The following is a 12,959-nucleotide window of genomic DNA, read 5'->3' as shown; positions in this document are numbered from 1 at the left end:
AGCGCCGGAAGGCTTGGAATGCCAAGGTGAAGTGGACAAGTTCAAGTATCAGTAGCGACCTCCAAATGTGACCACGACAGTTTGGATTTTCCACGAAAACTACTTAATCAGAAGACTTGGGAGATGTTATCATTTCAAATCGTTGGTTGATCCTTGCTGTACTGTTTTTCGCAAGAACGGCGATGGCCTTTCAATTTCAATCTGTGGGGGCGCTTTCGCCTCTCATTATTGAAGAGTACGGCATCAGCCTTGCTGATATAGGTCTTCTGATTGGTCTTTACTTAGCCCCGGGCGTGGTCGTTGCGATCCCAGGAGGCGCAATCGCAGGGCGGTTTGGAGACAAACGCATCGTTGGCCTGAGTATGGTTCTGATGCTGATCGGCAGTGCGTTGATCAGCTGGGGAGCCGGTTGGGAATCGTTAATCTCTGGCCGGCTTATCGCCGGAATAGGTGGCGTTGCTTTGAATGTGGTGATGACCAAAATGGTGGTAGACTGGTTCGTCGGCCGCGAGATTTCAACAGCCATGGGTATTTTCATTAATTCATGGCCCGTCGGTATCGCGCTGGCCCTCCTAACTTTACCAAGAGTTGCGGCTTCGGGCGGACTAGAGCTTGCATGGATATTGGTGTTGACCACGACTGCAATTTCCCTTGCCCTGTTTCTCGTATTTTACAGCTCACCGGAAGAGGCTCCGGTTGCGCCCACAAGCATCAAACTGAAAAAACTACCACTCTATGCACTACTGTTGGCAGGTTCGGTCTGGGCATTCTACAACACGGCGCTGGCTATGGTCTTTAGCTTTGGACCAGCTCTTCTAAGCGAGAGAGGTTTACCTCTCACCTCAGCCAGCTCGATGACGAGCTTATTCATGGTCGTCATTGCAGTGTCGATTCCTATAGGAGGGTTCGTGGCCGATCGAACGGGCCGGCCAAATACAGTGATAATGATCAGCCTCCTAAGCTACATAGTTCTGGTGCCGATGATACTTTTCTTGCCCGTTGCAACAGTGCCCGCCAGTTTTCTGATTGTTGGCTTTTTCTTTGGCCTCGGCGCAGGGCCGATTATCAGCTTACCCTCAACGGTCCTTTTACCCTCCGTTAGAGCGTTCGGAATGGGCGTTTACTACACCTTTTATTATGCAGCAATGATGGCGGCCCCGCCATTGGCTGGTGCACTTGCCGACAAAGTTGGCAGTGTAGGAATAGTATTCGTTCTGGGAGCTGCGTTGATCGTTGCCAGTATGGTGACGTTAGGGGGCTTTAAGCGCGTCAGTTCCGCTTCGCCCTTGGACTAATATACATCGATTCAAATGGATACAGCGGAGCGTGGCACAAAGCCTGCTTACGATCTTCTAATAAGACCGGTGGTAAGTTTGGACGCAGAACGGCCCGTTGCGACTAGATACTCAGAAGTCAAATCTGGATCGATAAAAAGCTCCTTTGGAAAACATTTGTGAAAGAACAGGCCTGCAACTGACTGCTCACCTAAGAAACATCTTGGGGCAACTATTGGTCCTTGGGTTGCCATTTGAAGTTGCGTTCTAGGAAGGAAAATATTCATGGAGCGGATTGGAATTATTGGATTGGGCCGGAAGAAAAAATAGTTACCAAGGGCTGGAAATCCTTGCGGACCTGGGGACCAGCACGGATGACGCCATCTCTCGTGATATTCTTAATGGTGAAGGAAACTAATCAGTGTTCCCAGCTAACTTGTTCGTGATCCTAGAGGCGCTCTGCAATAATCGCTTGAATGCGCCCTAAGTGAGGGGCATGGATTCCTGCCTTTTCACGTTCGGTGACCGTATTGAGCACATAGTCAGCCATTGAACCCACATATCCGACAGCCGTTGCGAGAATGCGCGCGAGTTCATCTTCAGGCGGCTCTTCTTGATACAACAGAAAATCCCTGCACGCCGCGAAGGCAATGGCGGCCGGGTTCCCACGGCATCTCGTGTCTGGGCCAAGACAAAATGAACGGCGCCAGCCCTGCACCAAGCTTGTTCGCTGATCCGCGACCTCCAGATCAGCGATCCAACGGCAAAAACCCAAAGTTCATCTGGCTGGTGCATCTGAGATTAAATCTGCGCTGCGGTTTTGTGATAATAGCCCTCTTTCGGATCCGATATGCGCACAGGGCCGCGCTCTTCCACGCGCGAGGGCTATTTATCGACAAGTTCGCGGCTTAATCTTAGCTTGCGGCGCATATTTCATCTCTTCCAGAATATAATACCGTACCGCTAAGAAACGTTACCTAAGGTTCGTCTCCATACAGACTTCAATCTCCCCATATTCGGGAAAATCCAATGGATTTTCCACAACGACAAATCCCGCGCTGCGGTAGATACTTTGCGCGCTCGTCAACGAGGGATGGGTTGATAGAACCAACCTGCGATAGCCCAATTTGCGCGCAGTTGCGATGAGTTCAGTAAGCAATGCGCCCCCAACGCCCTGACCCCGCGCCGTAGTTTGCACGTACATGCGTTTGATTTCGCTAGTTTCGGTGTTAAATCGACGCAAACCGACACACCCGCGTCATCTTTAAGGGTGGCCAACAGCAGGCAACCCGTTGAGGGGGGCGTAATTGCCGGGAAGTGTAGAAATCTCCTTCTCCAGACCCCTGAAAGTAGCGGCATTGCGGGCATCCTCAGATTTCGCGAATGCCCAATCGGTAAATTCTCGGATTAGATTTTGAACGTTTTTGATCTCGTCTTTCGTGGAGGCGTGTCTGATAATACCATTTCACTTTCCAGTTTTTAGCTCAAAGGCAGCGTTCAAGACAATTGAGCCAATTTGAAGTGGCAAGTTTAGTGATCAGGGCTTTGTCATAGCCATGTGCACTTAGGGCCAAGAGAAAGTTTGGAACGCCAGTAACGTCCCCAATGAGCTTAGGTACGATACAACCGTCAAAATCTGACCCAAGGCCAACATGGTCTTCTCCCAAATGTTCGATCAGATAATCCATGTGTCGGATCATCGGTTGCCAATCCATTTCGGGCGAGGCCTTTCCGTCTTCACGAATATAGAAAGTGGCGTAATTGAAGCCGACCATTCCGCCAGTCTCGCGAATTTGCGCCAATTGCCGATCCGTCAAATTGCGCGGAGATTCACAACACGCATAGGCGTTGGAATGTGTGGCGACCAAGGGGCGTTGTGAAACCTTTGCCACGTCTTCAAACCCAGCTTGGTTCATGTGTGAAAGGTCGATCATGATGCCAAGCTGGTTGCACAGACGCACGAGGTCTTTGCCTTTTTCGGTCAACCCGCCGCCAATATCTGGCGAGCCCGGGAATTTCATGGGAACCCCTTCTCCAAAAATGGTCGGGCGGCTCCAAACGGGACCAAGCGACCGCAGCCCCATATCGTGGAATAAATAGAGCGCGTCGAGGTCGGGGCCGATTGCCTCCGCACCTTCCATATGCATGACGCCCGCGATGACATCCTTTGACATCGCCGCGCGTATTTCAGAGGCGGTACGGCAAACTTTGAAGTCGTCGGGTGCTGCGCGTTCCATCCGATGCAAAAGGCCCGCCATGGTTAGAGCCATCGGCTGGGCTTGGTCGTGTGACATCAAGGGGGGCATGGGCAACTCATAGGGTGGGTTTGCCATGAGGGCCGCAAAGTCCGGAGGTGGCCCCGCTGAAATAGGGGGGACGAATATTGCAAATAGACCGCCTGAAAACCCGGCATTCTTCATCCTCTGAAGATCAAGGTGTCCTTTTCCAGTCTTGCCCAGCCAAGTGTCTTCACGCGGTTCTGGTGTAAACATCAAGCGAAGAAGGAAATCGTTGTGTCCGTCAAAAAAGGGTATGATGTCGCGCATGAATTGTCTCCGTTTGAAATGGATTACTGTGTTTTTATGTGGTTCTGAACGTCATCGAGAAGTGTTGTGCACTCTTCTTCGACGATGCCAAGAGCATCGAATTGCCCGACAATGTTTTGTAAATACTCAAGGCTTGTGCCCAAAATCCCCGTCCCAGTACTGATAAATTCTATCTGCTCAGAGCGGCAAAGGTTTGGCTGGATATTCTCGGCGCTATGGTCCGCGATGAAGGCGAGTACACGGATGGGTTTGCCGTCAACCATTGCCGTCACAAACTTTGGCAAATATCCCGGTCCGACCATTTCCCGCCGCCATAGGATTTCTATTTCGGCGTCAACCTTTTCCCGGGCAATGTGGTAAACGAGGCCTTCACACCCATCTCCTGTGTCGAGGGCGGCAAACAGGCCCGGCGTTTCCACGGTTCCGCGTGCGCCCCAGACATCCTTAAGCACAAAGCGACGCGCATATTCTGTAACCCGCGCGCGACGCACCTCATCGAATATAAACGCAGGATCCCACATGAGCGACCCATACGCGAAAACCCAGAGATCAGAATCGCCGTGTAAATCAAGAACTGCGTTGCGTGAAGCTGTGCGATATTCGTCGGTGTAGAGCTTGTCGAGGACCCAAATAAGTTCTGGATACTTCGTAAAAACTTCTTCCGGTTTGAAATTCCGAAAGAAAGATTTCAGCGGATCACCAACCTTATCGCGTAATTCAGGGTGGTGAATGAAGGGGTCTGGTTCTGAATACATTAATTGTCCTCGCTTTTAAAAAACGGGCATCTGTTTCAGGTTGAAGCGAAGCCAAGTCAATAAGCAAGCTTTTTGGGATAAAAACTTTGCGCTCTCCAGTCAAATTCCGTCTGCTAAAAACCCCCGCTGAGAAGCGCGCTGAGTGTGTCGGGTCGATAAATTGAGGCAACTCCGCAAAGCATACCTAATGCCAAAATAGCGTTGCGGCAAAGCGTCAATGCCTGCAATGACGGACTGCGCCGCAACATTTGGAATTCTCGCTAACGGCGGCTTTGGGCCGTCCGCGTCGAACGGCCCAAACGTTTAAATTTCAATGGCTTCGGCGATCGCCAGAGTATCATCAAGTTCGTTACCCAAATATCTGACGGTACTGTCCATCTTTGTATGCCCCAACAGGAGTTGAACGGCGCGCAAATTGCCCGTTTTCTGGTAAATTTGGGTGACCTTCCTGCGCCGCATTGAATGGGTGCCGTAGGTGGTCACTTCCCACCCACGCCGACAACCCGAAGTTGACACGGCATCGTATCACAAAATGCGGCGCCGCATCCGAGGTCCGTTTCGAGCTCAAATTGACCGATGCTGCGCAGCGCACGACTGTCCGCGATTAACTTTCTGCATGGATGAATAGCTTGCGAAGATTACCCAGGAGGGTAACTTTGTCTAACGTGTTCATGGAGATTTTATGTTCCAATAATGTGGGGAGGCAAAGCGCCCTCCCGGTGCAAATTCAAATCAAGCTAACGCCCCGCTTAATTGTCGCAGGCGAATTGTATTTTTCAAATTAGTTAATCTACACATTGTGGCGCGAGCTTTGCCCGTGCCCAGAGCATGAAGGTTAAAACAATGACACGGGACTATACCCAACTTCTGTCACCTTCGGGTGCCGATAAACTTCCAAAACGCGAGCCTTCGCCAACGGAAAAACTTGGCTGGAAATCTTTCTTTAGCCAGCAAACCGGCATTGACGACATGACCGATATGCCGCCCGTTCGGGTGGTAGAAGTCCACAGAACCGGCCTCTATATATTGGGTGAGGGCCTTGATACTGTTATCCCACCCGGACCTGAGGCAACGGTAGGTGATTGGTTGCTTTATGATCAGCATCACCCATCGGATAGCAAGGTCTTGGACCGCAGCAGCGTGTTTGAACGTCGTGCGCTAGGATCAGATCGTAAACTGCAATTAATTGCTGCCAATGTGGATATGGTTTTCATTGTGTCGTCCTACAACAGGGATTTTTGACATCGCGCGGCTTGAGCGCCATGTTGCTTGGCGTTTGACGCAGAGGTTACACCCTTGATATTGCTCACGAAAGCTTATTTTTGTGATGATCCAACCCCCCTACGTGGCCGAGGCCGGCGCAATTTTAAACCGCGTGCTGGTCTAAGCGCTTGATGCTTTGAGCGCGGCGCCAATCGCCAAGCTTGCTCCATGGTGCAAGTCGGGGCAAACGGTTGCGTTTCTTGGCTCGTCTGGTGTCGGGAAATCCACATTGCTCAATGCTCTCTTTATGGTTGGTGTTGCTGATACGGCGGCCATTCAACGTGCTTTAGGGCGCGGAGAGATTGATTCTGCTAGACTTGCGCGATGGAACAAATTGGCTGCGGAAGGGCGTTTTAACTCTCCCGCAATGGCCGAACGTAAAAGCGCCGACAAATTGCTTCACAAAATGATCAACTCGATTCAGCAAAAACCAGAAAGGAAGACAATGATCCGTAAATACAAAACCGAAGACACCGAGGCCCTGATCACCATCTGGGATCATGCGGAACCACTCGCCCATCCGTTCTTATCGGCTGACGTCAGGGGGCAAGTGCGTGAAGACATGCGTAATATTTATCTGCCGAATGCCGAAACTTGGGTATTGGAAAACGGCGGAGCGCCCGTTGGTTTTATTGCTATGATCGACAAAGAAATCGGCGGACTGTTTCTTGACCCATCTCAACAAGGCAAGGGCATGGGCCGCCAGATGGTCGATCATGTGGTGTCTTTGAAGGGACCGCTTACAGTGGAAGTGTTCAAGGACAACAAAATAGGGCTGCCGTTTTACAAACGTTATGGTTTTGAAGTGGTCGGCGAAGGCGCTTTTGATGCCTCCGGTGATGAAACTTTCAAGATGGCGATGCCGACCTCGTAACAGTCGTGTGGAGGGCAATGTTTACTATTGCCCTCCACAGTCACCCGAAACATCTGGGTGAATTGTCCACTGGCAGGACGACCAACATTGGTCCGAGCTGTAGCGATGGCTCCGTTTGAGCCCTAAGCTATCTCGTATCTTGAGGTAACTAAGCCCGATGGAAATGACGTCGACTCTAAAAGGTGCAGGTCAATATCGGAATCCAAAGCGCCTAACATCCGTTTGCCTTCACCGATAAGGATCGGAACAACAGTCAGGGTCATATCTGCGATCAATCCTTCGCGCATGAGGCTTTGGATGATTGTACCACCGTCGATATAGGCACGTTTCCAGCCTTGCTCTGACAGGGACACCATGAGTTGCCGGTGCGCGCGTGCAACAAACCCATCGAGACTCATCGCCATAAACATATGACCTGTTGTTATTGCAATTCTCCTGAGCGGGCATGAGATGCCCTCATATTTATAATGCTCATTAAGGCAAGCCGCATGTAGCCCAAAGGTAGCTTCGTTCTGCGTAGTTGACGTTGGTGTTCACCGCAGGGAATGGACCCTCCGAGCCCACTTTGACTGATGCTGCGCGTTGTACAAATGTCTGCTAAGCGTTCTATGAAAGCTGATCAGTTTAATATCGTTTCCATTGCCCCTCTACCAATACCGGCAGGCCCTAGTTGGCGGGCAGGATACTCGGCATCTCGTAGGCCTTGAACGCTTCGACGTCAGGGCGGTAGGCGCGAAGTAGAAAACTCCAGCCATCGTCAGGGGTTGCGACGTAATTGGGGGCCAACTTCCGGCAATCTTCGGCGCCAAAGGCTACCTTGAAAGAACCATCGTCGTTGGTGGTGACACCGCGGCTGGAACTCACGATGTTATCTGTATTGGTCATCAGATATTTTTCGGGTCCATACATCGTGATCGAATAAAAGGCTTTGACTTCAACTTTGGGAAAAGTCGCCGTGTAGCACGTACCGCCCTTGGCATCCTTGGGACCGCCACTGGCGTACATGGCGTTCTCGTTGGCCGAAAGGCCCCATGCACCAGCCGTGACATAGGTGAAGAATTGCCAATCCTTGACGTCCTCCACACGTTTCACCATTGCACCGAATGAGTTCGGGAGTTTGGAATACTGAACCAACAGGGCAGTGCGCACTGTCGTGAGCGTTTTCTTGTCAACATCGGGCAGCTTACCGCCTGTCGCCGCGCCGGTGATCTTGTATTTCGGCTGATACTCTTTCGTTATCTTTGCAACGTCTTCCGCTGTGCCGTCGGTTCCCATCCGGACACCAACAGCCACAAAATCTGTGGCAAAGTCACTGGCTTTATAGGTCTGTGTGCCACCGCCATAGACGTAGAATGGCGTCATGTGATCTTCGGTGATGATCTGGGTCGCAATGAAACGGTCCCCCACCTCCGGCAATTCCAGCGTAAAGCCATCTTTAGCGTTCACCACGGCGATTGAATAGACCGTATCGAGGTTCGGCGACACGACCCAATGGTCGGCGGCCTTGGTTAGGCCCTGAAAGTTGAAAAACTCGTTCATGCTCGCGCGGCCAAGGAAGTCCGCAAAGAACGAGTTGCTTTCCGCGTTGATGTATTCGGCGGGGCTCATGCCGTAATCCCTTGGATTGGTTGCCCATTTCGAGCTGTCGATATCTGGAATTTCTGCGGCTGCGGCGCTGGAAATTGCAGCTAGTACGGCGGATGTCAGGAGGATTTTCATTGTGAATAACCTTTGGCTGAATGTTATTAATGCGAAGTGGCGGAGCGTCGTTCCACATGGTCAGTTGGTCACTTACTCAGAGGCTGGTGACTTCCAACCTCCATTGAACGCTTCTGCCGGAGTGGTGCCGTGAGTGTAAAAGGCCGGCGCAAAGAAGCCCACCGACATCATATCCGCAGCAAATCTGAGTTTTGATAAGCACGTGTCAAATATCCCATTAGATTTCCCTCTACTGAATATTCTCCGCAAACACGCCGATCAAGCGCATAGAAAGAGGCGGCCTCAACGAGCGACCGCTTGGGGCAGCGAATGACCGCTTCTCTAATTGGGTAATTAGGTCAAGCTCTTTTTCCTTGTTGTTTTGGGTCTTTGTCACTCATCCGGGTCACGCTTCTCTTCGCAGTCTTTTTTGATGTTCGAATGGCATCGCTGCAAGCATATGTCGGATCGGCAGTGGAGAGCCCCGTTTTCCGGCGCGCTTCAAGATGCGCAGCAGACATTTTCGGCTTCTTCTATTACCTGACAGGGCATGTTTACATGCCTGAGAAGGCACGAACCTCGTCCGGTGAGGGACGACCCCGTTAGGATTGTGGGTTGGCGTTCTAGATCATGCCATGCCTCCCACTTGGTCCTGACGAAATTCTGTGCCATCGATCCACATGCGGTGCATTAGGACGGCCAACTTACGTGCGACAGCTACGACGGCGCGGCGACGCCCTTTGGTGCGCATCAATCGCATACCCCAAGATTTGATCTGGGAGTTTGCCATCGTTCGCATAAGTAGCGCATTCGCCGCTGCATATAGAACAGCCCGAACATCTCGATCACCAGCCTTGGATATCCGCCCTGGATTGTCATGCTCCCCTGACTGATATCTTCGCGGTGTAAGTCCAAAGTGTGCGCCAACGGTGCGGAATCTTTTAAAACGGGTTGGTTTATCGACCGCCGATTTAAAGCTCAACGCAGCGATTGGACCGACGCCAGGAATAGTCATCAATTTTATGCAGACATCATCTTGACTGGTGGCCCTCTTAACGCGCCGATCCAGTTCTAAATAATGTTGATACAGAGCGACCCTGGCATCGAGCAAGGGCACGAGAGCATGTGCCAGAACGTCATCGATCTCGATCATCGGCCGTACAACGCTGTCGAAGCTACCATGCTTAACTGTTTGAGGAAGGCGGACGCCAAATACCTTCAAAAGCCCACGAACCTCATTGGCTAAATCCATGGTCTTCTTCGGCAAGGCTTTGCGTGTACTTAACAACGCGCGAAGCCCATGGGCCTCACGGCTTTTCATATGGACAGGACTAAACCAGCCAGTGCGCAATATTTGCGCGATGCCTCGAGCATCTGTTTTGTCGGTCTTATTTCTCATCGCTGACAGAGCAGCGCACACTTGGCGGGCCTCCATGTAGACATTATCAAAACCTTCATCGCGCAGGCCAAAGAAAAGATGCTGGCTCATTGATCCAGCCTCAAAGCCAACACGTTCAATCGGATGTGGGAATGCCTCAAGGCATTCGGCGATATCACTGACCTCACAAGGCAGTTCACGTTCGAACAGCACCGTTCCTTTACTGTCCACAATGCAAAGCGCACAGGATCGCAACGACACATCTAATCCAACATAATATTCGATCACCTATCTCCCTTGTTCACAGCTATTCTGTGATCTTAGTGGGAGCTTGGCCTAAAAGCGAAAGGCTGCCCAATTACATATGCTTTCCGCCCATTTCTGCCTGGGGTCCTACCGGCCCAAACCTGCCTTTCGCAAAGGGCCGCCACACCGCAGTTCAGCGTCCCCAAAGCGGACATCGGCGCTTGTTACACCGATGTCCGCTATTGTTTTTGATACTTCCTACGGATGTTCAAGGCCGTAAAAGCGTTACATGCTAGGCGTCTAAGATTGTGGTTACCGTTTCACGGAAGAAATCCATAACGCCGTCGGTCTCATGTGAAATGATATAAGTGAGGCTGGTGACGTCGCGTTGCCGCACGCCGTAGAAGAAGCGCTGATTGAAATGGGTCAAGTGCCAGCCATCTCCCAACACAAAAGTTTCTACACTTAGCGCCTCGGTGCCTTTTGGGAAAACCTCCCGACCTAGCCGCTCGATCATGGCCATCATGCCTTCGCGGGAAGTCGCTTGTTGCCAACTGGTATCCGTTTCGTCGCGAAAATGATCGATACGGAAATCAATGACGTCTGAAATCAGTTCGAACATCGATGGATCACCAGCAACGAACTTGGTGAGTACTTTGCCGATGGCGGTCGTCTCGGGTTTTACGGGGGTCATATGCATATTCAAACGCTCCTATTTGCTGTCATGAGGCGTATATACGGCGACCTCTAATAGAAGGTAATTGCTATTCTGTTTGGTTGTTGTATAGCTAATGCCTATGGTAGAATTAAACACACTGCGTTATTTTTCGAGCGCATTTGAAACAGGGACGTTCAGCAAGGCCGCACGCCTCAATGGTGTCAGTCAGCCTACAGTGTCTGCGGCGATCCTGAAGCTGGAAGACCGATTGGGGATGCCTCTGTTCCAGCGTTCGAAATCAGGGTTGGTGCCAACGGCACTTGCCCGCAAGCTTTATTACGACACTGTGGATAGCGTGAGCCACCTCTCGACGCTGGAGAGCCGTCTGCGGGACCAACCCCAGAAGATCGTTCGAATCCACTGTGCTCCTGACATGCTGATTCACGGGCTTGCACCGGGCTTGCACAGTTTGCGCCGGAGCATAGCGAACCTGACCTTTCGTTTCACTGAGGACCCGGACGACTGCGATCTCGCGTATGTGTCGGATAAATGCGTCCCGAGCACACACGAATTTATTCCTACCGCGGACGAGGCGTTTCGCATTGCCGTTGCGCGTTTCCATCCCTTCGCCGGGATGTCCGGCATCCGTCTCGCTGATCTTCAAGGCGAGCCTCTGATCCACCGGCCATATTGTCCGAATGCCGATCGCATGGATCTGGCTACGATTCAGACTTCCGCTGCAGCGCAAGCGATGAACGATCCGCAGCTGCTTGATCTGGTGGCCGCTGGCCTAGGCATCGCCTTTGTGCCGCAGTCACACGGAGATAGCCGCGAAAACATCATAGTGCGTCCGCTGATTGATGCGGATGCTGGGTCTCGGAGGATCGGGGTTTCTCATCGCAAATCCGCCTTCTCTGCAAATTTGGCCGAGAGGTTGACAACAATTGCTCCGTCGCAAAATCTGGAAAACCCGATCTAGTTCACTATTTAGGTTTGTGAATGTACTGGTTGAGGATACCCTGAATGATTATCAATAGACATTCACCTTAACCGACATTCTGCTGGCGAAGCCATACTGCTGCTGTTCGCTGAGCTTGCATGGAGTCCAAATTGCAAATTTCCGAGTCATGTCGAATGTCCGGATTAACAGATGCCATTCTTCGGCATGACATGAAGGTAATTTACACGCGCACTTCGAAAAGATGGGCTTCCTGCGGCACAATGAAGACATTGTTGACAGCATATTTTTCAAGCCTAACGGCAACATCTTCGACAACTGCGCGCGTAACGGCTTCACCTGAATCGCTTAAGTCCTTTTCCACAGGCAACGCCATAATCTGTTCGAAAAGATTTTCGAACCGCCGTTCAAGTACAATTTTTTGATGGGCCTCAATGACGAAACCGACTTCTTCAAAAAGTTCCATGATTACATCCGCATCGCGGAAAGAAAACGGCGCTTTTGCTTTGTTAGATGCAGCTTCGCCAACATGATCGGCTAACGCTTCGGACAGCGCTCCGTTAAACGGTGAAACTGCACTCCAGCAGGTTAGTTTGAGTTTCCCACCCGCTTTGAGCACGCGCCGAATTTCCGCCAGCGCTGCTGGTTTGTTTGGGAAAAACTGTAAGCCCTGTTGACAGAAGGCCAAATCAAAGCTTCCATCCTCAAACGGAAGTTCGCAAACATCAGAAGCAACATATGCCGCATCATGGGCATCCGACGGATGGCGTTGTCTCGCCAAGTCAATCATTGTTTCATTCAAGTCTGCGCCAACAATGCGGCCATCCCCAAGAAGACGTTTGGCAATTTCGCGTGTGAGAGCCCCCGTACCGCATGCGATATCAATAATATGCGCACCTTCTGGTAAAGACATTTTATCCAACGTAGCCCGCGCCAATGGCGCAAACATCGCAGGCACACTATGACTGTCATATTTTTGCGCTGCCGCATGTGTTAAGCGAAATTTGTCCATTTCAATCCCTCTTGTCCAAGATGTCGACAGGTTCCCGCGTGTAGGTAACGTACCATAAGCGACCGGACTGCGTTCCAATTTTTTAGGGGGCACGTTCGCGAGTTTTGTTCAAATCAGCTTCTAAAACGTGCAAAAGCTAACATTTTAGGACTCGGCTGGAAGTGGCGTTTTGTCCGGAGGCTGTGTGGAAACCCGGCTGATCTTGGTGCCCTTAAGAGTTTTTGACGTTCGTGTCCATTTTGGCACGATATCGTTATTCCGCTACCCTGATGGATCATGGTGGCGCTCAGGACAGTC

At 51.3% G+C, this 12,959-nt stretch carries 13 protein-coding genes and 1 pseudogene; 4 read left to right on the top strand and 10 right to left on the bottom strand.

The features are described from left to right. Window positions 1-116 precede the first annotated feature (116 nt). On the top strand, window positions 117-1,295 hold the full coding sequence (locus AB9F26_RS16375; protein WP_369768506.1) for a CynX/NimT family MFS transporter: 1,179 nt from the start codon (window positions 117-119) through the stop codon (window positions 1,293-1,295). A 427-nt stretch (window positions 1,296-1,722) separates the two neighbouring features. Here AB9F26_RS16375 and AB9F26_RS16370 read toward each other — a convergent pair whose 3' ends face one another. From AB9F26_RS16370 to AB9F26_RS16350, 5 genes and pseudogenes are all read right to left on the bottom strand, one after another. After that, on the bottom strand, window positions 1,723-1,896 hold the full coding sequence (locus AB9F26_RS16370; RefSeq protein ID WP_369757051.1) for a hypothetical protein: 174 nt from the start codon (window positions 1,894-1,896) through the stop codon (window positions 1,723-1,725). Window positions 1,897-2,247: 351 nt separating this feature from the next. Next, a complete protein-coding gene (locus tag AB9F26_RS16365) occupies window positions 2,248-2,517 on the bottom strand; it encodes a GNAT family N-acetyltransferase (protein ID WP_369757050.1) in 270 nt (89 codons plus the stop codon). 241 nt (window positions 2,518-2,758) lie between these two features. Continuing rightward, window positions 2,759-3,820, bottom strand: a complete 1,062-nt coding sequence (locus tag AB9F26_RS16360; RefSeq protein ID WP_369768505.1) for a dipeptidase — start codon at window positions 3,818-3,820, stop codon at window positions 2,759-2,761. A 23-nt stretch (window positions 3,821-3,843) separates the two neighbouring features. Next, window positions 3,844-4,575: a gamma-glutamylcyclotransferase gene (locus AB9F26_RS16355; RefSeq protein ID WP_369757735.1), complete on the bottom strand. Its 732-nt coding sequence runs from the start codon at window positions 4,573-4,575 to the stop codon at window positions 3,844-3,846. A 303-nt stretch (window positions 4,576-4,878) separates the two neighbouring features. Next, window positions 4,879-5,067: pseudogene (locus AB9F26_RS16350) on the bottom strand (integrase); the annotation flags it as partial. A 351-nt stretch (window positions 5,068-5,418) separates the two neighbouring features. Here AB9F26_RS16350 and AB9F26_RS16345 point away from each other — a divergent pair. Continuing rightward, entirely contained in the window at window positions 5,419-5,817 is a 399-nt protein-coding gene (locus tag AB9F26_RS16345; RefSeq protein WP_369768504.1) for a hypothetical protein, read from the top strand. 157 nt (window positions 5,818-5,974) lie between these two features. Further along, window positions 5,975-6,712, top strand: a complete 738-nt coding sequence (locus tag AB9F26_RS16340; RefSeq protein ID WP_369768503.1) for a GNAT family N-acetyltransferase — start codon at window positions 5,975-5,977, stop codon at window positions 6,710-6,712. Window positions 6,713-6,834: 122 nt separating this feature from the next. On the opposite strand, the gene AB9F26_RS16335 is transcribed toward AB9F26_RS16340, so the two are convergent. The 4 genes from AB9F26_RS16335 to AB9F26_RS16320 form a co-directional block, all read right to left on the bottom strand. Further along, the gene (locus AB9F26_RS16335) at window positions 6,835-7,116 is read right to left on the bottom strand and encodes a dihydrofolate reductase family protein (RefSeq protein ID WP_369768502.1); all 282 of its coding nucleotides are present in this window, start codon (window positions 7,114-7,116) and stop codon (window positions 6,835-6,837) included. A gap of 262 nt (window positions 7,117-7,378) precedes the next feature. Continuing rightward, window positions 7,379-8,431, bottom strand: a complete 1,053-nt coding sequence (locus AB9F26_RS16330) for a DUF1214 domain-containing protein (protein ID WP_369768501.1) — start codon at window positions 8,429-8,431, stop codon at window positions 7,379-7,381. Between the two features lie 607 nt (window positions 8,432-9,038). After that, entirely contained in the window at window positions 9,039-10,076 is a 1,038-nt protein-coding gene (locus tag AB9F26_RS16325; protein ID WP_369768500.1) for an IS110 family transposase, read from the bottom strand. A 250-nt stretch (window positions 10,077-10,326) separates the two neighbouring features. Then, window positions 10,327-10,734, bottom strand: coding sequence for a hypothetical protein (locus AB9F26_RS16320; protein WP_335586970.1), 408 nt, complete (start codon window positions 10,732-10,734; stop codon window positions 10,327-10,329). A gap of 97 nt (window positions 10,735-10,831) precedes the next feature. Between AB9F26_RS16320 and AB9F26_RS16315 the strand changes: the two genes are divergently transcribed. Further along, entirely contained in the window at window positions 10,832-11,671 is an 840-nt protein-coding gene (locus tag AB9F26_RS16315; protein ID WP_335586969.1) for a LysR family transcriptional regulator, read from the top strand. 202 nt (window positions 11,672-11,873) lie between these two features. Here the strand turns inward: AB9F26_RS16315 and AB9F26_RS16310 are convergent, their stop codons facing one another. After that, entirely contained in the window at window positions 11,874-12,662 is a 789-nt protein-coding gene (locus AB9F26_RS16310; RefSeq protein ID WP_369768499.1) for a class I SAM-dependent methyltransferase, read from the bottom strand. Window positions 12,663-12,959 lie beyond the last annotated feature (297 nt).

The organism is Falsihalocynthiibacter sp. BN13B15 (assembly GCF_041205415.1).
GTDB lineage: Bacteria > Pseudomonadota > Alphaproteobacteria > Rhodobacterales > Rhodobacteraceae > Falsihalocynthiibacter > Falsihalocynthiibacter arcticus.
The sequence above is the reverse complement of the archived record's forward strand: the minus strand, read 5'-3'. Positions and strand labels throughout refer to the sequence as shown.